This window comes from Paraburkholderia sp. SARCC-3016 (assembly GCF_031119615.1).
Lineage (GTDB): Bacteria > Pseudomonadota > Gammaproteobacteria > Burkholderiales > Burkholderiaceae > Paraburkholderia.
This window is the reverse complement of sequence record NZ_JAVHZD010000018.1, coordinates 130,859-153,181: the sequence shown is the minus strand read 5'-3', so window position 1 is coordinate 153,181 and position 22,323 is coordinate 130,859. Positions and strand designations below refer to the sequence as shown.

General features: G+C 64.8%; 24 protein-coding genes and 1 riboswitch. Of the genes, 12 read left to right on the top strand and 12 right to left on the bottom strand.

The window, feature by feature from the left end; all coding sequences use genetic code 11:
- Positions 1-5: 5 nt before the first annotated feature.
- From QYH69_RS19445 to QYH69_RS19430, 4 genes are all read right to left on the bottom strand, one after another.
- Positions 6-1,406, bottom strand: coding sequence for an FAD-containing oxidoreductase (locus QYH69_RS19445; RefSeq protein ID WP_308833439.1), 1,401 nt, complete (start codon positions 1,404-1,406; stop codon positions 6-8).
- Positions 1,407-1,638: 232 nt separating this feature from the next.
- Positions 1,639-1,845, bottom strand: a complete 207-nt coding sequence (locus QYH69_RS19440) for a hypothetical protein (protein ID WP_308833438.1) — start codon at positions 1,843-1,845, stop codon at positions 1,639-1,641.
- 195 nt (positions 1,846-2,040) lie between these two features.
- Complete coding sequence (locus tag QYH69_RS19435) at positions 2,041-2,700, bottom strand: glutathione S-transferase (RefSeq protein ID WP_308833437.1); 660 nt, start codon at positions 2,698-2,700, stop codon at positions 2,041-2,043.
- Between the two features lie 205 nt (positions 2,701-2,905).
- Positions 2,906-4,012: a hypothetical protein gene (locus QYH69_RS19430; RefSeq protein ID WP_308833436.1), complete on the bottom strand. Its 1,107-nt coding sequence runs from the start codon at positions 4,010-4,012 to the stop codon at positions 2,906-2,908.
- A 112-nt stretch (positions 4,013-4,124) separates the two neighbouring features.
- Between QYH69_RS19430 and QYH69_RS19425 the strand changes: the two genes are divergently transcribed.
- The 8 genes from QYH69_RS19425 (at position 4,125) to QYH69_RS19390 (ending at position 12,583) form a co-directional block, all read left to right on the top strand.
- Positions 4,125-4,316, top strand: coding sequence for a hypothetical protein (locus QYH69_RS19425; RefSeq protein WP_308833435.1), 192 nt, complete (start codon positions 4,125-4,127; stop codon positions 4,314-4,316).
- 831 nt (positions 4,317-5,147) lie between these two features.
- Positions 5,148-6,230: a LacI family DNA-binding transcriptional regulator gene (locus QYH69_RS19420; protein WP_308833434.1), complete on the top strand. Its 1,083-nt coding sequence runs from the start codon at positions 5,148-5,150 to the stop codon at positions 6,228-6,230.
- Between the two features lie 117 nt (positions 6,231-6,347).
- The gene (locus tag QYH69_RS19415; RefSeq protein ID WP_374992452.1) at positions 6,348-7,412 is read left to right on the top strand and encodes an ABC transporter substrate-binding protein; all 1,065 of its coding nucleotides are present in this window, start codon (positions 6,348-6,350) and stop codon (positions 7,410-7,412) included.
- Positions 7,409-8,233, top strand: coding sequence for an ABC transporter permease (locus QYH69_RS19410; RefSeq protein ID WP_308833433.1), 825 nt, complete (start codon positions 7,409-7,411; stop codon positions 8,231-8,233). Before QYH69_RS19415 ends, QYH69_RS19410 begins: the two co-directional genes overlap by 4 nt.
- Positions 8,233-9,234 (top strand): ABC transporter permease, encoded by a 1,002-nt coding sequence (locus tag QYH69_RS19405; RefSeq protein WP_374992451.1) that lies wholly within the window; start codon positions 8,233-8,235, stop codon positions 9,232-9,234. Before QYH69_RS19410 ends, QYH69_RS19405 begins: the two co-directional genes overlap by 1 nt.
- On the top strand, positions 9,231-10,316 hold the full coding sequence (locus QYH69_RS19400) for an ABC transporter ATP-binding protein (protein WP_308833431.1): 1,086 nt from the start codon (positions 9,231-9,233) through the stop codon (positions 10,314-10,316). Before QYH69_RS19405 ends, QYH69_RS19400 begins: the two co-directional genes overlap by 4 nt.
- Positions 10,317-10,375: 59 nt before the next feature.
- On the top strand, positions 10,376-11,203 hold the full coding sequence (locus QYH69_RS19395) for a phosphodiesterase (RefSeq protein WP_308833430.1): 828 nt from the start codon (positions 10,376-10,378) through the stop codon (positions 11,201-11,203).
- A gap of 177 nt (positions 11,204-11,380) precedes the next feature.
- Positions 11,381-12,583, top strand: a complete 1,203-nt coding sequence (locus QYH69_RS19390) for an MFS transporter (RefSeq protein ID WP_308833429.1) — start codon at positions 11,381-11,383, stop codon at positions 12,581-12,583.
- Positions 12,584-12,732: 149 nt separating this feature from the next.
- Here the strand turns inward: QYH69_RS19390 and QYH69_RS19385 are convergent, their stop codons facing one another.
- The 3 genes from QYH69_RS19385 to QYH69_RS19375 all read right to left on the bottom strand — a co-directional run bounded on the left by QYH69_RS19385 (position 12,733) and on the right by QYH69_RS19375 (position 13,765).
- Positions 12,733-13,296, bottom strand: coding sequence for a ferritin-like domain-containing protein (locus tag QYH69_RS19385; RefSeq protein ID WP_308833428.1), 564 nt, complete (start codon positions 13,294-13,296; stop codon positions 12,733-12,735).
- A gap of 81 nt (positions 13,297-13,377) precedes the next feature.
- A complete protein-coding gene (locus tag QYH69_RS19380) occupies positions 13,378-13,539 on the bottom strand; it encodes a DUF1328 domain-containing protein (protein ID WP_012400904.1) in 162 nt (53 codons plus the stop codon).
- Between the two features lie 49 nt (positions 13,540-13,588).
- Positions 13,589-13,765: a DUF1328 domain-containing protein gene (locus QYH69_RS19375; protein ID WP_308833427.1), complete on the bottom strand. Its 177-nt coding sequence runs from the start codon at positions 13,763-13,765 to the stop codon at positions 13,589-13,591.
- A gap of 232 nt (positions 13,766-13,997) precedes the next feature.
- Here QYH69_RS19375 and QYH69_RS19370 point away from each other — a divergent pair, with 232 nt between their 5' ends.
- Positions 13,998-14,141, top strand: a complete 144-nt coding sequence (locus QYH69_RS19370) for an entericidin A/B family lipoprotein (RefSeq protein WP_075156703.1) — start codon at positions 13,998-14,000, stop codon at positions 14,139-14,141.
- Positions 14,142-14,272: 131 nt separating this feature from the next.
- Here the strand turns inward: QYH69_RS19370 and QYH69_RS19365 are convergent, their stop codons facing one another.
- From QYH69_RS19365 to QYH69_RS19345, 5 genes are all read right to left on the bottom strand, one after another.
- Positions 14,273-15,055 carry a DUF4397 domain-containing protein gene (locus QYH69_RS19365; RefSeq protein WP_308833426.1) on the bottom strand — a complete coding sequence of 261 codons (783 nt, stop codon included), beginning with the start codon at positions 15,053-15,055 and terminating at the stop codon, positions 14,273-14,275.
- 462 nt (positions 15,056-15,517) lie between these two features.
- Positions 15,518-16,435, bottom strand: a complete 918-nt coding sequence (locus QYH69_RS19360; protein ID WP_308833425.1) for an EamA family transporter — start codon at positions 16,433-16,435, stop codon at positions 15,518-15,520.
- Between the two features lie 279 nt (positions 16,436-16,714).
- Positions 16,715-16,996 (bottom strand): pentapeptide MXKDX repeat protein, encoded by a 282-nt coding sequence (locus QYH69_RS19355; protein WP_075156700.1) that lies wholly within the window; start codon positions 16,994-16,996, stop codon positions 16,715-16,717.
- Between the two features lie 94 nt (positions 16,997-17,090).
- Entirely contained in the window at positions 17,091-17,867 is a 777-nt protein-coding gene (locus QYH69_RS19350; protein WP_308833424.1) for a molybdopterin-dependent oxidoreductase, read from the bottom strand.
- An 18-nt stretch (positions 17,868-17,885) separates the two neighbouring features.
- On the bottom strand, positions 17,886-18,560 hold the full coding sequence (locus QYH69_RS19345; RefSeq protein WP_308833423.1) for a cytochrome b/b6 domain-containing protein: 675 nt from the start codon (positions 18,558-18,560) through the stop codon (positions 17,886-17,888).
- 325 nt (positions 18,561-18,885) lie between these two features.
- Positions 18,886-19,045: riboswitch (TPP riboswitch) on the top strand.
- A gap of 88 nt (positions 19,046-19,133) precedes the next feature.
- Between QYH69_RS19345 and thiC the strand changes: the two genes are divergently transcribed.
- The 3 genes from thiC to QYH69_RS19330 all read left to right on the top strand — a co-directional run bounded on the left by thiC (position 19,134) and on the right by QYH69_RS19330 (position 22,276).
- Positions 19,134-21,080, top strand: a complete 1,947-nt coding sequence (gene thiC, locus QYH69_RS19340; RefSeq protein WP_308833422.1) for a phosphomethylpyrimidine synthase ThiC — start codon at positions 19,134-19,136, stop codon at positions 21,078-21,080.
- Between the two features lie 290 nt (positions 21,081-21,370).
- The gene (locus QYH69_RS19335; protein WP_308833421.1) at positions 21,371-21,583 is read left to right on the top strand and encodes a glycine zipper 2TM domain-containing protein; all 213 of its coding nucleotides are present in this window, start codon (positions 21,371-21,373) and stop codon (positions 21,581-21,583) included.
- A 228-nt stretch (positions 21,584-21,811) separates the two neighbouring features.
- Positions 21,812-22,276 (top strand): hypothetical protein, encoded by a 465-nt coding sequence (locus QYH69_RS19330; protein WP_308833420.1) that lies wholly within the window; start codon positions 21,812-21,814, stop codon positions 22,274-22,276.
- Positions 22,277-22,323 lie beyond the last annotated feature (47 nt).

Here is a 22,323-nt window from a genome sequence, read left to right as displayed (position 1 = left end):
GCGCCTTACTCGAGCGGCTTCAAACCGTCGAGCAGCGTCGGCACGAGCTCGCTGATCGTCGGGTGGATGTGCACCGCGAATTGCAGCGTCGGATACGGTGCGCGCGCCGTCATGATGTCGATGATCGTGTGAATCGCCTCGTCGCCTTCGATGCCGAGAATCGTCGCGCCGAGAATCTGTTTCGTCTGCGCATCGACGAGCACCTTCATGAAGCCGTCGGTCTCGCCGCGCTCGCGCGCGCGGCCGACGCGCGCCATCGGCATAGTCGAGATCAGCGCTGCGCGGCCCGACCGGCGAACCTCGGTTTCCGATAGACCGACACGCGCGAGCGGCGGGTCGACGAACACCGCGTACGCCATGATGCGGTCGTCGGCGCTGCGCCGGCCGTTATCGAGCAGATTCGCCGCGACGATCTGGAAATCGTCGTAGGACGTGTGCGTGAATGCGCCGCGGCCGTTGACGTCGCCGATCGCCCAGACGCCGGACACGTTCGTGCGCAACTCGCCGTCGACCGGAATCGTGCCGTGCGCGTCCATGTGGACCCCGGCGGCGTCGAGGCCGAGATCGTCGGTGTTCGGCCGGCGGCCCGTTGCGAACAGCAGATGCGATCCTTCCACGGGAATACCGGAAGCGCACGACACGCGCGCAGCCGTCGAACCGTCGCCATCGAGCGGCTCGATGCGCACAGGCTCCGAATTGAAACGAAACGCGATGCCCTCGCGCGCGAGCACCTTTTGCACGGCGTCCGAGAAGTCCGCATCTTCGCGCGACAACACGCGCTCGCCGCGCGCGAGCACCGTGACGCGGCTGCCGAAGCGGCGAAACACCTGCGCGAATTCGAGCGCGATATAGCTCGCGCCGACAATCACGAGATGCTCGGGCAGCTCGGTCAGATCGAGCAGCGACGAGTTCGTGAAGTAGCGGATCCGCTCGAGCCCGTCGATGCGCGGAATGACCGGACGTGTGCCGGTGTTCAGAAAGAATTCGTCCGCATTGAGTTCGTCGACGATGCGGCCTTCGTGATCGGCAATCGAAATCCGATGCGGGCCGGTAAACCGTGCATGGCCGTTGAACACCGACACATTTTGCGTCGAGCGCAACCACTTCTCGACGCCGGTGCGCGACTGGCCGATGATCCGGTCCTTGCGCGCCTTGACCTCGGCGAGATCGACGGTCACATCGCCGCTCACGTGCACGCCGTATGCAGCGGCGTTGCGCGCCACATGCGCCGCGCGCGCGCTCGCGACATAAGCCTTGGTCGGCGTGCAACCGACGTTCACGCAGGTGCCGCCGAACAGTTCGCGCTCGACAATGGCGGTCTTGCGGCCGCTCCTGCCGAGCCGTACCGCAAGCGGCGAACCGCCTTGTCCCGTACCGATCACGATTGCGTCGAAGTGCTGTGGCATGGCGGATCTCCCAAGCGCGGTCGAGGATCGGTCATCTTACGCCAGCCTGGCGATCGCAGCGCCCGCCGCGGGGCACAGCCCCATGCCAGAAGCGTGCAACAAAAGAAAACCGGGCGACATGCGCCCGGTTTGCGCGGCGGCGGCGCGTCATGCGCGCGCCACCCTCGATCCTTGTTGCGGCCTGAATAGCGATTTTTGCGAAACCTCTGCAGTTACCTGAAACGTTGCCGGTTCAATGCGCCCGCTCTTCGTCGCCATGGCAGACCATGTGACACATCAGCTCGCGCGAGCGCTGCAGTGCGGCGCGCGCACCGTTGGTCGCGACGAGTACGCCAACCTGCCCGAGATTGAAGTCGGTCGACACCATCATTTGCATCAGCGACAACATCGGCAGCACCACTGCCGGATGGTAGATCTGCCGCCCGATCAAGGTTTTCATGACTGCTCCCAAAGCGCGGAGCCCTCACACCCCCGAGCGCGCCGCCAACCTGCGTTTCCATGGAAGCAATTTTAGAGATGGGCGCCCCTTGGATAAATGCCGCCAGCACGAAGTCACTTGTCAACGAAAGACAACAATCCCGGCACGCGGCCGCACCGGGCTACGGCATCGAGCGTGGCGGTTCGGTCGACGCCGCTATTCGAGCGGCGTATCGATGAACACCGGCAACGCCTCGGCGCGCGCCGAAAACGCGGCGAGCGCCGGATAACGGGCCGGATCGACGACGCCCGGCAACATGTACTGCGTGAACCGCCACGCGATCGCAATCGTGATGTCGGGTTGCATCATCCGCTCGCCGATGAGCCATGCATCGCGTTTCAGCCCGCTTTGGTCAGTCCCGCTGTGATTCTCCCCATTGCTAGCGGCGAGCGCCGCTTCCAGCTGACCGTATGCGCCATGCAACTGCCGCTGCACGCGCTCGAGCCACGGCTCATGGCGTTTCTCTTCGGGCCGCAGCATGTTTTCGTAAACGGTGTGCACGGTCTTTTCACATGCGGCGAGCGCGAAGCCGATCAGATGCAGTGCTTGCGCGCGTGCGCCGAGATCGTCGGGCATCAGCCGCCGCTCGGGCGCGGCCATGCGTTCGAGGTAGTCGAGGATCAGCGTCGAGTCGATCAACGTCGTGCCGTCGTCGGTGACGAGCGTGGGCGCCTTGACGGCGGGGTTCGTGTTCGAAAATTCGTCGAAGTGCCGAAACACCGAAAGCGCGCGGTGCTCGTACGGGATGCCGTACATCGCGAGCGAGATCGCAACGCGACGGACGAACGGGGAATCGAGCATGCCGATCAGTTGCATGGTCTGCGCTCCTCTATTGGGTTGTTTTTTTTGGGTCGCTCGTGCGAGCGACGGCACGATGGAGCAGCTACTTTAGACGAATGGCGCGCAACTGGCGACTGGCGACTGGCAATTGCGCACGTTGCGGGCGTGCGCGGCTGCCGCGAGCGGAAGCGTTTTGAAGGTGATGCGCGGCGCGACTGCATCGCGCCGCGCGTAGCTGGGCTCAGCTCGCGACGACGTGCGTCGGCTCGAACGACATCGCGCCCGTGTTGCCATCGGGGCGCCGGAAAATCGTCGTGCCATGACCGTTCAGATCGAGCAGCGAGATCGACACGGCCTGCGTGAAGCCGATCGTCACGGAGATGGCTTCGTCAGCGGCTTGACCGGCAGACGACGGCGCATCGTTCGTTGCGCTCGCGCTGTTCGTGCCGTCAGCACCGTCCGCGCCCTCCGCACTGCCCGTTCCGGACCCCTTGTTCCGGTTCGCCTGGCTCAGCCGGTTCGACGCGTCCCCGGTGCCGTGCAGCGTCGGACGCGCAAGCGCGGCGAGCAACTGGCTCAACACCTGGGCTGCCTCGTTGGCCGTGCTGTTGTTGGTGCCGGCGGGCAGCGTGGCGGGATTCTGATCGTTCGTTGCGTCATTGCCGTCGCCGTTGCCGCGTCCGGCGTGGCCCGGCAGCAGATTCAGGATGCCGGTCGGCGCCTGCAGCGCGAGGATCGGCAATGCCGCGGCGCCCGGCCCGGAAATTTCGGTGACCGACGTAACCGAGCTGATCTGCTGCTCCTTCAGCGAAATCGACAATTTGCCGGTTGTCGGATCGAAGTCGATCGAGACCGAGCCCGAGCGCTCGTTGACCGCAACCGACGACGCCGACATCGTCGTCGAGCCGTAGCTGGACGAGATGGCCGTCGCGACCGTCGTCGATTCGTCGAAGCTCGCGTTCAGGTCGACCGGACCGCCCTTCTGCAGCTGCTCGACGAAGCTTTCGCTGGCCGCGTCGGCCTGCTGCTGGCTGAAGCCGTTTTGCACGAGGAACTGGTCGAGCGCCGAGCCCAGCTGGGCGTTCGACGTCGCCGATACTTCGCGCAGGCCGGTCGACGGGTCGACCGTCGTTGCGCCTTGCGCGGCTTGTCCGAAGGCCTGCGCAAGCTGACCTACGCTTGCGGCCGCCTGCATCGCAGCGGCAAGCGCGGCGGCCGCCAGCGAGCCGGCATCGGACGCCGTGCCCGCCTGGCTGGCTTTGGTCCGGTTTGCGTTGGCGGACTGGTCCTGAGGATTGAGTGCGCCCAGCAACCCGGGAACGGTACTGCCGCTGATAGGAGTCGACATGTAAGGTGATCGGAGGGGTGGTTTCCGGATACCGCGGGCCGCCACGGTGGGCGAACCGCTGGTGCTTGCCTGACGATATCGGCAGATTGGGGGCGAGGCTTGAGGAGGTTGCGTGAAATGGAAAAAGCCCGCCGCAGCGGGCTCGGGGCGTGGCTCGGCATCGGCCTGCTACGCGTGCGCCAATGCCTCGAGTGCCGCGCGCGAGGAAACCGCTTCGTGTTTCGTGACGTGCCGTCACATCACGGGGAAGATACGGCTCGGCGCGATGGGCGCAAACCCGGTGCAGGTCGGACGCATCAAGTGAGGAGGAGGCCCTCCCAAACTAAGATACAGCACGCGGATCGTCCTCAATCGAGAGGATCGAAATCATCGTCCCCGAGGACGATCAACCAGAGTATTTCCGCGAATCGCTCCAACCCTATCGTCCCTTCGGCGACCAGAGACGGAAGTCTTCTTCGTGTCCTTGGTGTTCATAGCTGCTCTCCCGTGGAATGTGATGTACGTAGTCCCGCTATAACGGCAGTTCAACCCAAAATCGAAGTCAAATGCTTGTACGCAACGGTTTTATCCGTTGTACACGGGACCATTACTTAGCGTGTTTTCTGGTAGATCCTGGGAACTGTCGGGAGATGGGGTGGTGCCGGGGACCGGACTCGAACCGGCAAGCCGTTAAGCGGCGGATTTTCTTCACACCACGTCTTTCGACGCCGGCGCATACCGGGCGGTATTGCCGTTCGTGCGCTGGACTATGCCTTCGCCATCGCCGCGAACCGCAGCATCGAGCTGCGTGCTGCCTTAGGCGCCCCCCGTCTAGTCTCTACACCTTCCGCGCGTTCGCCTCGTGGGCGGCGGCCGGCTTGGCTCGGCGTTGCCGCGGAAGCTCATGCTCGATAAGCCGTCCAGGGGTTTCGCCGAATTTGAGGGGTTCTGCACCGGCCGTTTCCGACCGGGCACTCAATCATTTAAGTCCGCTATGTTTACCAATTTCATCACCCCGGCAAGGGCGGACCGGATTCTACCACCGCCCGGCGAGCCGCACCAAAACGGCGTGTCAGCCTTTTGTACGTCACGGTTCCGTCATATTCGTTGCCGATAATGCGCGACGAAAACGTTTACACGAAACCGGGCCGACACAATGACTCCGACCATCAAGGATGTCGCTGCGCACGCGGGCTTTTCGATCGCCACGGTCTCGCGCGCCATCAACGCGCCGCACACCGTCAACCCGGTGACGCTCGAAAAAGTCCGTCAGTCGATCGAGGCGCTCGACTTTCGCCCGAGCCCGCTCGGCCGCCAGTTGCGCGGCGAGCGCAGCCGCCTGATCGGCGTCGTGCTGCCGACGCTCGCGAATCCGGTCTTCGCCGAATGTCTGCAAGGCATCGACGAACTCGCCGCGGCTCAAGGCTACCGCCTCATGCTGATGACCACGCAGTACGACGCCGAGCGCGAACGTCACGCGATCGAGACGCTGCGCGAGCAGCGCGTCGAGGGGCTGATCCTGACCGTCGCGGACGCCGATACCCACCCGCTGCTCGACGAACTCGACCGTGCCGGCGTGCTCTACGTGCTGATGCACAACGATACGGTGCGCCGTCCGTCGGTGTCGGTCGATAACCGGCTCGCGGCGTTCGAAGGCGTGCGCATGCTGATCGCGCACGGCCACCGGCGCATCCTGATGCTGGCCGGCACGCTCGCCGCATCGGATCGCGCCCGGCTGCGCCACCTCGGCTACACGCAGGCCATGCAGCAGGCCGGCCTCGCGCCAGCGCCGGCTCTCGAAATCGATTTCAACGCCGACGAACTCGCGCCGTCGGTGCTCGCGCATCTGACCGGCGCGCACCGCCCGACCGCCCTTTTCTGCAGCAACGATCTGCTCGCCATGGTCGTGATGCGCGGCCTGCGCCGCGCGCGCTTCGACGTGCCGCGCGACATGTCGATTCTCGGCTTCGACGGCCTCGCAATGGGCGAACTGCTCGCGCCGCCGCTCGCCAGCATCGGCTCGCCGAATCGCGAGATCGGCTGCTCAGCGTGGCGGCGTCTGATCGGGCGGCTCGACGGCACATACTCGGACGCCTCGCTGTCGCTGACCTTGCCGCACACGCTGCGCGAAGGCGCAACGATCGCGGCGATTTCGAACAGCGTCGACACGGTGCCGACGATGCGCGCGTTCGACGCGACGCATGCGGCGCCCCCGGTGACGCCGTTTCACCCGACCTAGCAGTCAAAGACCAGGCCGCGCTTGCGCTTCGCCACGCCACACGACTCGCCGACTCCCATTACACCGCCTTGGAGAAACGCTGTGAATCCGCATCGCCGCACGATCATCGACAGGCTGCTGCGTCCGTTCGCCCGGCGACGCCGCACCGCTGCCGCGCTCGCGTCCCGTCTTGCAGCAGCCGCTGCGACGCTCGCCGCGCTCGGCACACTCGGCACAATGGGCGCCGTTCCGCTCGCGCACGCGGAAGAAACCGCCATCTGCTACAACTGCCCGCCCGAATGGGCCGACTGGGCGAGCCAGATCAAGGCGATCCAGCAATCGACCGGCATCCGTGTGCCGGTCGACAACAAGAACTCCGGCCAGGCCATCGCGCAACTGATCGCCGAAGCCAGGAGCCCGGTCGCGGACGTCGTCTATCTCGGCGTGTCGTCGGCGTTCCAGGCGAAGGACAAGGGCGTGATCCAGCCGTACAAGCCCGCGCACTGGAACGACATCCCCGCGAACATGAAGGACCCGCAAGGCTACTGGTTCGCGATCCATTCGGGCACGCTCGGCTTTTTCGTCAACAAGGACGCGCTCGAAGGCAAGCCCGTGCCGCGCTCATGGGCCGATCTGCTGAAACCCGAATACAAAGGGATGATCGGTTATCTCGATCCATCGAGCGCGTTCGTCGGCTATGCGGGCGCGGTCGCCGTGAACGAGGCGCTCGGCGGCAGTTTCGATAACTTCAAGCCGGGCCTCGACTGGTTCCGCAAGCTCAAAGCCAACGATCCGATCGTGCCGAAGCAAACCGCCTATGCGCGCGTTCTGTCGGGCGAAATTCCGATCCTGCTCGACTACGACTTCGACGCGTATCGCGCGAAATACAAGGACCATGCGAACGTCGAGTTCGTCATTCCGCAGGAAGGCACGATTTCCGTGCCGTACGTGATGAGCCTCGTGAAGGGCGCGCCGCACGACGCGAACGGCAAGAAGGTGCTCGACTTCGTATTGTCCGACGAAGGACAGAAGCTGTGGGCGAACGCCTATCTGCGCCCGGTGCGCGCGAGCGAAATAAGCGCCGATGCAGCAAGCAGATTCCTGCCCGCAAGCGACTACGCACGCGCCAAAGCCGTCGATTTCGCGAAGATGGCCGGCAAGCAGCAAACCTTCGGCGAGCAATATCTGCAGGTGATGCATTGAACGACATCACGTTCCCGCGGCTCTGGCGCATCGCATTCGTTGCGCCGGCGCTGTCGGTATTCATCGCGTTCTGGCTGCTGCCGATCGCTGCGCTCGTGCAGCTGAGCGGCGACGGCCGGCCGTTTGCGACTTACACGGCGCTGCTGACCAACGCGCGCTATATGCAAAGCCTCGGCGAGACCGTCGTGCTGTCGGCGGCCGTGACGGTCACCACGCTCGTTCTATCGGTCATCGCCGGTCTGCTGCTCGCGCGCCGCGAGTTCGCCGGCAAACGCACGCTGCTCGCGTTGCTCACTTTTCCGCTCGCGTTTCCGGGCGTCGTCGTCGGCTTTATGGTGATCATGCTGGCGGGACGGCAGGGCCTGATCGGCACGCTGTCGATGAAACTGACCGGCGAGCGCTGGGTGTTCGCCTATTCGATGGCGGGCCTTTTCATCGGCTATCTGTACTTCTCGATTCCGCGCGTGATCGTCACCGTCATGGCGTCGGCGACCAGGCTCGATGCGTCGCTCGAAGAAGCGGCACGCTCGCTGGGCGCATCGCCGTGGCGGATCATGTGCGACATCGTGCTGCCCGCGCTTGCGCCAGGGCTGATCGCGGCAGGCGCCGTATGCTTCGCGACCTCGATGGGCGCGTTCGGCACCGCCTTCACGCTCGCTACCGACATCGACGTGCTGCCGATGACGATCTACACGCAGTTCACGCTGAGCGCGAACATGGTCACGGCCGCGGGCCTGTCGATCCTGCTCGGCATCGTCACGTGGGCGGTGCTCGCAGCGGCACGCAGCGCGACCGGCTCGGCCGTGGCGGCCACCGCATGATGGCGCGCGCGCACGAAGACGAACGCCGGCCCGCGAATACGGCGCCCGAGCTGCGACGGCACGCCGAACCGGGCACGCAGAAGGCGCGCGCGCAGCCACGCCGCCGCGTGCTCGCGCGGCCGTCGCTGCGCGGCTGGCTCGCGGCGGGCCAATGGCTCGTCACGCTCGCGCTGTGCGCATTCCTGATCGTGCCGATCGTGATGTCGGTGATCGCGGGCCTGACCGTCAATTACTTTCGCGGTGTCGCGAGCGGACTCACCTTGCGCTGGCTCGGCGAGGTGTGGACGCAGTATCACACGTCGGTATTCCTGTCTCTCGAAGTCGCGGCGGCCGCGCTCGCCATCACGCTGATCACGGGCGTGCCGGCCGGCTATGCGCTCGCGCGCAGCAACACGCGCTTTGCGCGCGTCGTCGAAGAACTGCTCGTCCTGCCCGTGGCATTGCCCGGGCTTGCGTCGGCGCTCGCGCTGCTCGTCGTCTACGGCGGCTTCACTGCGTTTCGCATGAGCGCCGCGTTTATCGTCGTCGGCCATGTCGTGTTCACGCTGCCGTTCATGGTGCGCGCGGTCGCCGCCGTCTGTGCGGGCACCGGACTGCGCACGCTCGAAGAAGGTGCGGCAAGCCTCGGCGCGACCTTCACGCAGCGCTTCGCGACGATCGTGCTGCCGAATATCCGGCCCGGCATCGTCGCGGGCGCGCTCGCCGTGCTCACGCTGTCGATCGGCGAATTCAACCTCACGTGGATGCTGCATACGCCCGATACGAAAACGCTGCCCGTCGGCCTCGCCGATACGTACGCGTCGATGCGCATCGAAATCGGCAGCGCGTACACCATTCTGTTTTTCATCATGACGATGCCGCTGCTCGTCGCCATGCAATGGCTCGGCGTCGACGCGACCGGCCAGCGCCGCGCGACGCGGACCGCGAAAACCGCAGTCGCAGCCACAGCGCCGGCGCGCTCTTCGCGCTCCGATTACGCAGACGACTCAACCCCATCATGAAGCTCGCCCCGGTCTCCATCACCTTGTCGAACTGCGCGAAGACGTTTCGCGGCACGCGCGTGCTCGAGCCGCTCGAATTGCAGATCGGCGCCGGCGAGACGCTCGTGCTGCTCGGCCCGTCGGGCTGCGGCAAGACCACGACGTTAAGGCTGATCGCCGGGCTTGAAACGCCGGACCCGGGCGGCCGCGTCCGCTTCGGCGACGACGACGTCACCGCGCTGCCGATCGAAAAACGCGCAGTCGGCATGGTGTTTCAGAACTACGCGCTGTTTCCGAACCTGACGGTGCGCGGCAATGTCGGCTACGGGCTCAGGATCCGGCGCGTTGCCGCTCACGAAACGCGGCGCCGCGTCGACGAACTGCTCGCGATGATGCGGCTCACCGACCATGCGGACAAGCCCGTCGACCGGCTTTCCGGCGGCCAGCGGCAGCGCGTCGCCCTCGGCCGCGCGCTCGCGCCGCAACCGCGCGTGCTGCTGCTCGACGAGCCGTTGACCGCGCTCGACGCGCGGCTGCGCGATGCGCTGCGCGGCGAGATGAATGCGCTGTTGCGCGAACTCGGCATCACGACCGTCTACGTGACGCACGATCAGGCCGAAGCGATGGAACTCGGCGACCGCATCGTCGTGATGAGCGAAGGACGCATCGAACAGATCGGCGCGCCGCGCGACATCTACTATCGTCCTGCTAATCGCGCGGTCGCGCAGTTTATCGGCACGATCAACCGCGTGGCCGGCGCGTGGCGCGACGGTGTGCTGACGACGCGCGGCGGCGCGTTACGCGTGCCCGAGCCGCGCGCCGCGCAGACCGCGCGAAATAGTCAGGCATTCGGCGATGCGCGCGATAGCGATACTCACGAAGTTTTCTTTCGCCCCGAAGACGCATGGCTTGCCGATCCGTCGACCGCGCCGCTGCGCGGCGTCGTCGAGCACGCTGCGTTTCTCGGCGAACGCACGCGGCTCACGATTCGCGATGCGGCACCCGACGCATTGATCGTGGATGTCGCGGGCCGCGTCGAGCTCGCCCGCGGCACGGCCGTCGGCATCTCGATCGCGCAGGATGCGCTGATTGCGCTATCGTGAACGACACGCGCCGCCCGCCGACGACCCTCGCCCCTTTTTCCGAACCGTCCGAGACTTACATGCTGCTAGCCCAGATCAGCGACCTGCATATCAAACGCCCCGGCGCGCTCGCTTACCGCCGCGTCGATACGGCCGCGTACTTCAGCCGCTGCATCGCGGCGCTCAATGCGCTCGAGCCGCGCCCGGACGCCGTGATCGTGACCGGCGACCTCGTCGATCAGGGCGACGTCGAACAGTACGAGCACCTCAAAACGCTGCTCGCGCCGCTGCAGATTCCCTGCTACCTGCTGGTCGGCAATCACGACGACCGCGCCGCGTTGCGCACGGTGTTCGGCGAACGACGCGAGCTCTTCGAAGGCGGCGAGTTCGTGCAGTACGCAGTCGACATCGGCGCGCTGCGCGTGCTCGCGCTCGATTCGATCGTGCCCGGCGCGAGCGGCGGCACGTTGTGCGCGGCGCGCCTCGCGTGGCTCGAACAGCAACTCGACGCGGCGCGCGACAAAGCGGTGATCGTCGCGCTCCATCATCCGCCGTTCGTGTCCGGCATCGGTCATATGGATCGTGTGCGCCTCGACCCGGCGGCCGCGCGCGCATTCGAAGCGTTGATCGCGCGCCATCCGAACGTCGAGCGCGTGATCTGCGGACATGTGCACCGGCCGATGTTCGCGCGCTTTGCCGGCACGATCGCGTCGGCAGTGCCGGCGCCTGCCCATCAGGTCGCGCTCGATCTGCGCGACGACGGGCCATCCGCGTTCCGCATGGAAGCGCCGGCTTTCGCGCTGCATCGGTACGACGCGGCGACGGGGCTCGTCACGCATCATGCGTATGTCGATGCGGGCGACGGCCCGTATCCGTTCCATGAGCCCGCCGGTGCGCTGATCGACTGAAGACTGCTGCGCACGCGCGGGGCGTCGATACGCGGCGCTTCCTCTCCCTTCCCCTCGCTGCGCGATCGGCGTCTGTCGGGTTATCATCGGCCTCGCCAGGCGCGTCCCGATCGGGCACGTGCGATCAGGGCGCCTCGCCGCGAGGCGCTCCGCCGTTTCAACCATCAGCCGCACCTCATGCCCACTTCCGAAAGCTCCGGACCGTCCGATCGTTCGCCAGGCGGCCTGCTGCTGCTCCTCGCGACGATCGCCGGTATCTCGGTCGCGAACATCTACTACAACCAGCCTCTGCTCGACGACTTCCGCAAGTCGTATCCGCATAGCGCCGAATGGGTCGGCGTCGTGCCGGCCTCGACGCAACTCGGCTATGCGGCCGGCATGCTGCTGCTCGCGCCGCTCGGCGACCGTTTCGACCGGCGCGCGCTGATCCTGCTGCAAACGGCCGGCATGTGCATCGCGCTGCTGTGCGCGACGTTCGCGCCGACGCTTTCGATACTCGTCGCCGCCAGTCTCGCAATCGGCATTCTCGCGACGATCGCGCAACAGGCCGTGCCGTTCGCGGCCGAGATCGCGCCGCCATCGGCGCGCGGCCAGGCAGTCGGCATCGCGATGAGCGGGCTGCTGCTCGGCATCCTGCTCGCCCGTACGGCAGCGGGTTTCATCGCGGAGTATTTCGGCTGGCGCACGGTGTTCGGCGTGTCGATCGTCGTACTGATCGCGCTCGCGGCCGTGATCGTCATGCGCCTGCCGCACAGCAGGCCGACCTCGACGCTGCCGTACGGCCAGCTGCTCGCATCGATGTGGCATCTGACCGTCGAACTGCGCGGACTGCGCGAAGCGGCAATCACGGGCGCGTCGCTGTTCGCGGGCTTCAGCGCATTCTGGTCGACGCTCGCGCTGCTGCTCGCCGGGCCGCCGTTCCATCTCGGGCCGCAGGCGGCGGGCCTGTTCGGCATCGTCGGCGCGGCCGGTGCGCTGGCTGCGCCGCTCGCCGGCAAATCGGCGGACCGTCGCGGTCCGCGCGCGGTCGTCACGCTGTCGATCGGGCTTTGCGCGCTATCGTTCGTCGTGTTCGCACTGTCGGGGGCGAGCCTCGTCGGGCTCGTGATCGGCGTGATCGTGCTCGACGTCGGCGTGCAGGCCGCGCAGATCTCGAACCAGTCGCGCATCTATGCGCTCAAGCCCGAGGCGCGCAGCCGCGTGAATACCGTTTATATGGTCGTGTACTTCATCGGCGGGTCGCTCGGCTCGCTGGCCGCAGCGCTCGTGTGGCCGCGCTTCGGCTGGGTCGGCGTGAGCATCGCGGGACTGCTCTTCACGGGCCTCGCCGCATGGAATCATCTGCGCACCGGGCGCAAGGTCGTGGCCGCGCCGCAATAACGGCGCGCGATCACGGCACGATCACATCGCATTCACGTCGCGGCCACGTTGCAAAAAGTGCCGGCAACAAGGTCGATCGCTGCAACAAGTGCAGACGCAACGCAGCCGCTTTGTTTTCGCGCGAGCACGTTGCGTCCGCCGCGACGCGGTCAGCGGCTCGAGAGCAGGTCCGCCATATCGTCCGCGTGCTCTTCCTCGACCGCGAGAATTTCCTCGAAGATGCGGCGCGTCGTCGTATCGGCGTCGCCGAGGTAGCGCACGATCTCGCGATACGTATCGATCGCGATCCGCTCGGCGACGAGGTTCTCGCGGATCATATCCTTGAGGTCGGCGCCTTCCTTGTATTCCGAGTGCGAGCGCGCGGTCAGGCTGTCCGGTGCGAAGTCGGGCTCGCCGCCGAGCTGCACGATGCGCGCGGCGAGCTGGTCCGCGTGCTGCTGCTCCTCATTGGCGTGTTCGAGAAACTCCTGCGCGACCCCTTCCGAATTGATGCCCTTCGCCATGAAATAGTGGCGCTTGTAGCGCAGCGTGCAGACGATTTCCGTCGCGAGCGCACCGTTCAACAGCTTGAGCACGGTTTCACGATCGGCCTTGTAGGTTTGCGTGACCGGACCGTCGTCCATATCCTGACGCGCCTGTGCGCGGATTCTTTCGAGGTCCATCACGAATGGGCCTTTCGTTGCGCTGCCCTGGGCTTCAGATGAGTTCGACATTTATCGGCTCCTTATGCGATGGGTGGGGATCATGGCGGTATGCGCATGCGTGCCGCCGCGTTTATCGGAAAGATGCTTCGGCTACGTTCGGAACACGCCGAGCAACAGCGTGACGACGAACACCACCAGGAAGATGTAGAACAGAATTTTTGCGATTTCGGCCGCGCCCGCCGCAATGCCGGTAAATCCGAACACCGCGGCGATGATCGCGATCACGAAGAATACGAGTGCGTAATGCAGCATGGCGACGCTCCCTTTTCAACGATGCGTGCTTGTCCGTCGACGTCTGTCGCTAATCGACGATCTTCTTCGTCACGACGAAGCCGAGTACGAGAAACACAACGCACAGAATCACGAACACGATGAACAGAATCTTCGCGATCGCCGCCGCGCCCGCCGCTACGCCGGTAAAACCCAGCAACCCGGCAATCGCGGCCACGACTGCGAAGAACAGCGCCCACTTCAGCATGATGGATCCCTCCTGTTGGTCGATTGATTTACATGAAGGTCGTTAGCACGGAACGGGCCCGCGTCGCGATATGGCGCCGAATCGTCTTGACGAGGGCGGGAACGCCGCTTGCTCGCCCCTGAAATCAGACCGGATCGGCTGCTGTCTTGAGCCGGGTCGAATGAACGCGGGCTCGCTCGGTCCTTGAGCAGCGCGCGCGAATCCATCGTGCATCCTTATAAGGGGAAGACTCATGGCTCGACTCATCGCTTTGCTTCTGTTCGTGGCGGCAGGCACGGCCACGCTCTCTGCGTGCAATACGGTCTCCGGCGCCGGCCAGGATATCTCGAAGGGTGGGCAGGCCATCACCAACTCCGCCGACAAGGCGAAGGAGTAATTCCGTAGCTGGCGGCGTCCACCCGCAACGCAACCAGCAGGTGTGCGCCGCCAGTTTCCTGACCCGTCCTCAAAAAAAAGCGGCCCGCGTGACGCGGGCCGCCTCAACAGCTCCTCCCTGAAGCCGCGTCGTTATTGTCCGGTCAACGTATTGGTCAGCAGCACGGCCGGCTGCGATGTATTACCGCCCTGCGCGACGAGCACGTCGATCTGGTTCGGCAGCAGCTGGCTCAGCGTGCCGGCGATCGGCACCGTTGTCAGGAGCCAGTCCGCGTTGTTCGACAGCGCGAACGGGGCCGACTGGAAGACGACCGTCTTCGTGCTGGCCGTCGTCGCAATCAGCACATAGGTGCCGCCGTCGATGTAAACGGAGTCCTGGCCCGACGCAGGGACGGCGTTCTTGAACGACACGGCCGACAGCGTCGGGCCCACTGTGTTGATGTTCGTCCCTTGCGGAACGATATAGAAGTCGACGTTCTGCGCGTTGACCGTCGCGTTGTACGCACGCACGCGCGCGCTATTCGACAAGAGCCCTTTGTCGAACGGATCGTCGATCAGGCCGATGTCGGGCGCGGTCAAACCCGGCACGGCCAGCACCGTGTACTCATGGCCCTTCGCGACGTCGGGGAAGGTGCCGCTCGCCAGCGCGGTCATGCTTCCCGTCAACGAATAGCCGACCACCGTCTGGCCGGTATTCACGTTTGCAAAATTGGTGACTCCCTTGTAGTTGATGTTCGTCTGCAACGCGGCGCCATTGACAAGGAAATCGACCGCCGGACCGCCCGCGATTGCGTGCACGAAACGCATCTCGGGATTGGTCAAACCGAGTTCCTTGCTCGCGTCGCTGCCCCCGCCGCAAGCCGTCAACAAGGATGCCGCACTAGCTAGTGCCGCGATCGTACGGATGAGCTTCATTTGCCACCTCTCTGATATCGGGCGTGTCCTCGCCCATTGATACGGCTTGCCGCAGACGCGCTGCGCTTCCGGTTGTCGTTGTCGACGCGGCGGGCCTTCCAAACAGCGGCATGCCTTTCCTGTCCCTTGGGTCACGGGCGGCGGCGAACGCCGTTGCGTCGTTCGTCGCTGTCCGCGTCGTTTGGACGGTGCGCATTCAGCAAACGGTGTGCCGTGCGAAAGCGATACGCACTGCAAACATCAAAGGTGACCTGTCAGATAAAGGACGCCCGATGTTTAGAGGTCTTCATCGAAGGCGTTTGCTGCGAAGCGGCGTACCACGCAAGCGCCGGCCGGGAATAGCCAACGTTACACACGCATGTGCAGCCGTTACCGTGTGCAGCGGATGTCACGTCGCGCGAGTAAGCGGAGCGAGCGGGAACGAACCCGAAGATGCGGGTCTGCGTGCGCGCGGCGGCGCGTTCATGCGCGCGGACGCCGCCGGTAGTCGAACCAGAACGCGAGCCCGACGCTCGCGAGAATGACGATCGTCGCGATCACCGTCGAGCGCGTGACGGGCTCGGCCAGCAACAGCGCGCCGAGCGCGACCGCGACGAGCGGATTCACGTACATGCAGCTGCTCGCGATGATCGGACTCGTGTGGCGGATCAGATAACCGTACGCAACGTACGCGGCCATCGTGCCGACGAGCATCAGATAGAGGAAGGCGACCAGCGGGCCGAAGTGCAGGTCGAGCATCCGCTCGCCGGACACCCACGCGACGAACGTCGAGATCGCCCCGCCCAGACCGATCTGCAACGCGGTCGACAGAAACAGATCGGACGGCAGCGTCAGGCGGCCGGCCAGATGGGCACCGCCTGCCCAGAAGAGCGCGCCGCAAAGAATCGCGAGGCTGCCGCCGGCAGAGCCCGGCGACGTATCGCCATGACTGAGGATCATGATGCCGATCAGCCCGAGGCCGACCGCGAACCACTCGCCGCGCGCAATGCGGCGCCCCGCCACCGCGGCGATCACGGTGGCGAACAGCGGCACCGTCGCGACCATCACGGCCGCCGTGCCGGTGCCGACCGTGCGCATTCCGTAGGCGAGCATGCCGCTCGACAGCCCGACGAGCATCGTGCCGACCAGCGCCGCATTGCGCACCTGCTCGAGACTCGGCAGCGACGGACGCCGACGGATTGCGAAGACGAACAGGCCGATGCCGGCGAAAAAGTTTCGCAGGCCCGACATCAGAAGCGGCGGAAACGAACCGAGCGCGACGTGCACGCACAGATAGGTCGAGCCCCAGACCAGATAGACGACCGCGAGCGCAAGCGCAATGCGGCCGCCTCTCGATCCCGGCAAACGGAAGGGAAAGCGCGCAGGCAGATTTACGCGCATGAACGCCGCCTGCCGCTGCCGGTCGTCGCTCGCGCCGGACCACGATGGTCGGGCAGCAATACGGCGGGGCACGCCGCGCAAACGGGCGCGGCGGCGGCAAGACGGACGGGGCGGAAACGCATGGCAGTGGAGCGATAGATGGGCGTGTAAAACGACGCCCCGCAATTATGCAGTAACCGCTCCGCTTGCCGGCGAAATCGTGGCGGCGCACTCGTAACGAAACGTTCGCGCGCCGTGCCGCCCGCCGACGCGCTGTTCCGGTTCCGGTTGCCCGGCGGTTTATTGGCTCATCGCACCCGACGCTTCGTGGCTCATCGCGTCGCCCTTCTTCATGCTGTCGTGCTTCATTTTGTCTTTCGAACCCGACTTCGCCATCTTGTCGTGGGACATCGCATCCTTCGACATCGAGTCTTTCGACATCTTGTCGTGGGACATTGCGTCCTTCGACATCGAGTCCTTCGACATCGCATCGTTCGACATCGCGCCGCTTGCCTGTGCGAAAGCGGCCGTGCCCGTTACGAGGAAGGCTGCTGCCATTGCTGCCATTGCGAATTTCTTCATGATTGACTCCGTGTGTGTGTACTTCCATGAACCGGCGTTGCCGGGTGCCTTCCGAGGCTGCTGCTGCAAGCCATCGCGCGAGCAATGACGCGCATCAGCTGCCTCCGAACCAGTTGTACCCCTGGTCGGTCCAATAGCCGCCGGGGTACTTATTCGTGACGAAAATCTCGACGATGTGCTTCGGGTTCTTGTAGCCGAGCTTGGTCGGCATCCGCAGCTTCATCGGGAAGCCGTATTTGGCCGGCAGACGCTCGCCGTCGTAGTCGAACGTGAGCAGCGTCTGCGGATGCAGCGCGGTGGGCATGTCGATGCTTTCGTAGTAGTCGTCCGCGCATTTGAAGCCAACGTACTTCGCGCTCGTATCGGCGCCGACGCGCTTGAGGAAATCGCCGAACGACGTGCCGCCCCAGCGGCCGATCGCGCTCCAGCCTTCCACGCAGATATGCCGCGTGATCTGTTCCTCGTGCGGCAGCGCGACGAGTTCGGGCAACGTCCACGTCCGCTTGCCGGTGACGAGGCCGCTCAACTGCAGACGGTACGACGCTTCGTCGACGTGCGGCACCTGGTCGACGCCGTAGTACGCATTGAATGGGAACGGCCGCGTGATCTGCGCTTCCGTGTAGGTCGGCGCAAGCTGCGTCGGACTGAACAGCAACGCCTGCGCGCTATCGTTGAGCCGCGACACCGCCATGAGAAACTTGTTGACCGAATCGTCGTCGGTCAGCGAACAGCCGGTCAGCATCGACAGGCCGCCCAACGTCAGCAACTGCTTGCCGAAGAGGCGCCGCGACGGCATCGTGAGTTCGCGATGGGCATCCTGCAAAATGGACTGGCGGTCGAGTTTGCTCGCGGGTTTGAGTTTGTCGTTCATCACCTTCTCCTGTTCTTCTCAGCGACCACGCAGCATGGCGATCAGCGAGCGCGGCACGAGCGCCACCATCGCGAGGTGCACGACGATAAATGCCGCCATCAACGCCATCGCGCAGAAGTGCACGACGCGCGCGTTGTCGTAGCCGCCCATCAGATCGCGCAACAGCGGGAATTGCACCGACTTCCAGATCGCGAGCCCCGACAGCACGAGCACGATCAGATCGCAGATCACGAACAGATACGCGAACTTCTGCACCGCGTTGTAATGCGAGAGGTCCGCGTGCGACAGCTTGCCGGTCAGCGCGGCGACGAAGTCGCGCAGGATTGCGCGCGGCGACAGCGGAAAGAACTTGCGCAGCAGACGTCCGCTCGCGACGTTGAGCGCGAGATAGACGATGCCGTTGAACACGAGCAGCCACATGCCCGCGAAGTGCCACTGCAGCGCGCCGCCGAGCCAGCCGCCCAGGGTCAGGTTCGGCGGAATCTCGAAGCCGTGAAATACCGGCGACGCGTCGTAGATGCGCCAGCCCGACAGCATCATGACAATCGCGGCAAGCGCATTGAGCCAGTGCCCGATGCGTACCCAGCGCGGGTGAATCGTCCGCGAGCCCGCGACGGGCGGCGGCGCGGCATCCGCGTCAGCGGGGGCTTGCGGATCGCCCGGTCGGGCGGCAAGCTTCGCGAAAGGTTGCATGACAGACTCCGTTATTCAGTTGATGGACGTTTGTCGAAGCGCCGCCGCCGATATGACAGCCGCGCACGAATTTTTTTTCTTCGGGATGAATCACGCCGGTCAGGAGGGAGGGCGAAGCGCCCCGTTATCTTCGACGTGCCTGTCAAGATTGTAGTAGTCAACCCGGCTCTCGCCAGCCGTACAAAGGTATGGGGCGACTAACACCTGTATCGACAGTTGCCAAGCAGCACCAAGCCAGGTTATCTTGTCCGCTGCTAACGCGGGGGTCCTGCGTTACGCATCGTTGTCCGCTGGATCCGGCCTGATTGTTCGGGCGAACTGCTGGGGCTAACCGCGGGGGCTAACCGCGCAGTAAGCGCCCGGTAAGCGCCCGGTAAGCGCGCCTTTAACCGGTTCCGCAGACAATATCGCGTAGCGTGGGTGAGAAATACCCTTTGAACCTGATCTGGATAATGCCAGCGCAGGGAAGCGTTCGGGTTTCGCCCTTCAGTTGCAAGCCTCTCGCGAACCCGTCCCACTTCCTCTCGTCTCCCGTGTAGCGCAACCAGAAGCGGTCCGCCACAGGAGAGCCACGTGAACGCCAACCCGAAATTCATTTCCGCCGAAGCGCATGTCGATGCGGCTGCCGTCGAGCCGCTGCCGAATTCGCGCAAGGTCTACGTCACCGGGTCGCAGCCCGATATTCGCGTGCCGATGCGCGAGATTACGCAAGCCGACACGCCGACCGGTTTCGGCGGCGAGAAGAATCCGCCGATCTACGTCTACGACACGTCGGGCCCGTACACGGACCCCGACGCGCGCATCGACATCCGCGCGGGCCTGCCTGCGCTGCGCCAGCGCTGGATCGAAGCGCGCGGCGACACCGTAGCGCTCGACGGCCTGTCGAGCGATTACGGCCGCGAGCGCGCAGCCGACCCGGCCACCGCGCAACTGCGCTTCCCGGGTCTGCACCGCACGCCGCGCCGCGCGGCGGCCGGCGCGAACGTGTCGCAAATGCACTATGCAAGGAAAGGCATTGTCACGCCCGAGATGGAATACATCGCGATTCGCGAGAACCAGCGGCGCGCCGAATATATCGAAAGCCTGCGTGCGAGCGGCCCGACCGGCGCCAAGCTGGCCGACATGATGGGCCGCCAGCATCCGGGCCAGGCGTTCGGCGCGACCGCATTCGGCGCAGCGGCGTCCGGCACGAATGCACTGAACGAAATCACGCCCGAGTTCGTGCGCGAAGAAGTCGCGCGCGGCCGCGCGATCATTCCGGCCAACATCAATCACCCGGAAAGCGAGCCGATGATCATCGGCCGCAACTTCCTCGTGAAGGTCAACGCGAATATCGGCAACTCGGCTGTCACGTCGTCGATCGGCGAGGAAGTCGACAAGATGACGTGGGCGATCCGCTGGGGCGGCGACACGGTCATGGATCTGTCGACCGGCAAGCACATTCATGAGACGCGCGAATGGATCATCCGCAATAGCCCGGTGCCGATCGGCACGGTGCCGATCTACCAGGCGCTCGAGAAGGTCAACGGCAAGGCCGAGGAACTGACGTGGGAAATCTTCCGCGACACGCTGATCGAGCAGGCCGAACAGGGCGTCGACTACTTCACGATTCATGCGGGCGTGCGGCTGCAATACGTGCCGCTCACGGCCAACCGCATGACCGGCATCGTGTCGCGCGGCGGGTCGATCATGGCGAAGTGGTGTCTTGCGCATCATCGCGAGTCGTTCCTCTATGAGCACTTCGAGGACATCTGCGAGATCATGAAAGCCTACGACGTAAGCTTCTCGCTCGGCGACGGCCTGCGCCCCGGCTCGATCTACGACGCGAACGACGAAGCCCAGCTCGGCGAGCTGAAGACGCTCGGCGAACTCACGCAGATCGCGTGGAAGCACGACGTGCAAACGATGATCGAAGGTCCGGGCCATGTGCCGATGCAGCTGATCAAGGAGAACATGGACCTGCAGCTCGACTGGTGCAAGGAAGCGCCGTTCTACACGCTCGGACCGCTCACGACCGATATCGCGCCGGGCTACGATCACATCACGTCGGGCATCGGCGCGGCGATGATCGGCTGGTTCGGCACCGCGATGCTGTGCTACGTCACGCCGAAGGAACACCTCGGCCTGCCGAACAAGGACGACGTGAAGGAAGGCATCATCACGTACAAGCTCGCGGCGCACGCAGCCGATCTGGCAAAAGGTCATCCGGGCGCGCAGGTGCGCGACAACGCGCTTTCGAAGGCGCGCTTCGAATTCCGCTGGGAAGACCAGTTCAACCTTGGTCTCGATCCGGACAAGGCGCGCGAATTCCACGATGAAACCTTGCCGAAAGACTCCGCTAAAGTCGCGCACTTCTGTTCGATGTGCGGCCCTCACTTCTGCTCGATGAAAATCACGCAGGACGTGCGCGAGTTCGCCGCGCAACAGGGTGTCAGCGACGACGAAGCGCTGCGCAAAGGCATGGAAGTGAAGGCCGTCGAATTCGTGAAGAGCGGCGCCGAGATTTATCAGCGGCAGTAAAAGCGCCTTGTCGCAGGCCATCACGCTCGCGCATCACGCAAACTTTCCGCGATGCGCGTGAAGCCAAGCCCGCCGTGCTTCCGCGCGCGCGGGTTTTTTTGCGCCTGACGCGGCCAGGCCTCGGGTTCGCTGCAAGATTCGGGCCGCAGCGAAACATTTGATTACCGAACGGACACTTTGCTGACAAGCCCATACAAATCGAAACCGCACCCGGCGATACCATGATGCGTGAGGGGTTCAAGGCTACGGACGGCTCGTAGCCCGCCCGTTCAAGAATAAGGAGCGAGATCATGAAAGCGTTGAAGCGAATCGGAGCGTGTACGGTGATCGCGGTTTTCGTCGCGGGTCTGTCGGCGTGCGGTGGCATGTCGCGACAGGGTCGCGATACCGCGGTCGGCGCCGGTGTCGGCGCGGCGGCCGGCGCGGCTATCGGCGGCACGGGTCTGTCGACGGTCGGTGGCGCTGCGGCTGGCGGCCTGATCGGTCACGAAGTGGGCAAGTAACCTGTAAACATCGGCGACAATGGTCCACCAGCCGACGTCGCCAACCGGCTGCGCGAGCGTGCGAAGTGAGTTACGCGTGAAGTCACGCGTCGCGATGTTTTGCAACGCTGTGAAATATGCAGTAACCACTTTGCAACGCGCGCGTTGCACCGCTGACGTAAGCTCCTCGCATCGTTCGAACGCGCGCCATGGCGGCATGGCGTCGCGAGGCCGTATCAGGAGCACCTCATGAACCACTCATCCGCCGCGGCTCGCGTGAGCGGCACTACTGCTGTCGCCCTCGGCTTATCGGTCCTATCGGGCTGCTATTACGTCGGCCCCTACCCATACGGTTCTTACGGCGCAGCGCCCTATCCCGCCGCTTATGCAACGCAAGGAACGGCGCAAGGCACACCGGACGTTGCGCAAGGCGACGAATCAAACAACCCATACGTTGCACCTGCCGGTCCCGACGACCAGGCGGCCAGCTCGCAGTTCGATCCGAACGCACAACAGGCCCCGCAAGCGCCACCGCCCGATGCAGCTTATGCGCCTGCGCCAGTCGTGGCTGCACCTGCCTACTATCCCGTTTATCCTGCCTATCCCGCATACTATCCGCCGTACGGCTACGGCGGCCCGGGCTGGTGGGGACCGGGCGTCTCGCTCAACTTCGGCTTCTACGGTCACTACGGCCACTATGGCCATCATCACTAGCCGATGTTGGCGGCACCGCGCACATCCTTCCAAATGCCCCGCATCAA

Coding starts and splice junctions, on each gene's coding strand:
- QYH69_RS19445 (WP_308833439.1), bottom strand. CDS start 1,406: ATGCCACAGCACTTCGACGCAATCGTGATCGGTACGGGACAAGGCGGT.
- QYH69_RS19440 (WP_308833438.1), bottom strand. CDS start 1,845: ATGAAAACCTTGATCGGGCGGCAGATCTACCATCCGGCAGTGGTGCTG.
- QYH69_RS19435 (WP_308833437.1), bottom strand. CDS start 2,700: ATGCAACTGATCGGCATGCTCGATTCCCCGTTCGTCCGTCGCGTTGCG.
- QYH69_RS19430 (WP_308833436.1), bottom strand. CDS start 4,012: ATGTCGACTCCTATCAGCGGCAGTACCGTTCCCGGGTTGCTGGGCGCA.
- QYH69_RS19420 (WP_308833434.1), top strand. CDS start 5,148: ATGACTCCGACCATCAAGGATGTCGCTGCGCACGCGGGCTTTTCGATC.
- QYH69_RS19405 (WP_374992451.1), top strand. CDS start 8,233: ATGGCGCGCGCGCACGAAGACGAACGCCGGCCCGCGAATACGGCGCCC.
- QYH69_RS19400 (WP_308833431.1), top strand. CDS start 9,231: ATGAAGCTCGCCCCGGTCTCCATCACCTTGTCGAACTGCGCGAAGACG.
- QYH69_RS19395 (WP_308833430.1), top strand. CDS start 10,376: ATGCTGCTAGCCCAGATCAGCGACCTGCATATCAAACGCCCCGGCGCG.
- QYH69_RS19390 (WP_308833429.1), top strand. CDS start 11,381: ATGCCCACTTCCGAAAGCTCCGGACCGTCCGATCGTTCGCCAGGCGGC.
- QYH69_RS19385 (WP_308833428.1), bottom strand. CDS start 13,296: ATGTCGAACTCATCTGAAGCCCAGGGCAGCGCAACGAAAGGCCCATTC.
- QYH69_RS19380 (WP_012400904.1), bottom strand. CDS start 13,539: ATGCTGCATTACGCACTCGTATTCTTCGTGATCGCGATCATCGCCGCG.
- QYH69_RS19375 (WP_308833427.1), bottom strand. CDS start 13,765: ATGCTGAAGTGGGCGCTGTTCTTCGCAGTCGTGGCCGCGATTGCCGGG.
- QYH69_RS19370 (WP_075156703.1), top strand. CDS start 13,998: ATGGCTCGACTCATCGCTTTGCTTCTGTTCGTGGCGGCAGGCACGGCC.
- QYH69_RS19365 (WP_308833426.1), bottom strand. CDS start 15,055: ATGAAGCTCATCCGTACGATCGCGGCACTAGCTAGTGCGGCATCCTTG.
- QYH69_RS19360 (WP_308833425.1), bottom strand. CDS start 16,435: ATGCGCGTAAATCTGCCTGCGCGCTTTCCCTTCCGTTTGCCGGGATCG.
- QYH69_RS19355 (WP_075156700.1), bottom strand. CDS start 16,996: ATGAAGAAATTCGCAATGGCAGCAATGGCAGCAGCCTTCCTCGTAACG.
- QYH69_RS19350 (WP_308833424.1), bottom strand. CDS start 17,867: ATGAACGACAAACTCAAACCCGCGAGCAAACTCGACCGCCAGTCCATT.
- QYH69_RS19345 (WP_308833423.1), bottom strand. CDS start 18,560: ATGCAACCTTTCGCGAAGCTTGCCGCCCGACCGGGCGATCCGCAAGCC.
- QYH69_RS19335 (WP_308833421.1), top strand. CDS start 21,371: ATGAAAGCGTTGAAGCGAATCGGAGCGTGTACGGTGATCGCGGTTTTC.
- QYH69_RS19330 (WP_308833420.1), top strand. CDS start 21,812: ATGAACCACTCATCCGCCGCGGCTCGCGTGAGCGGCACTACTGCTGTC.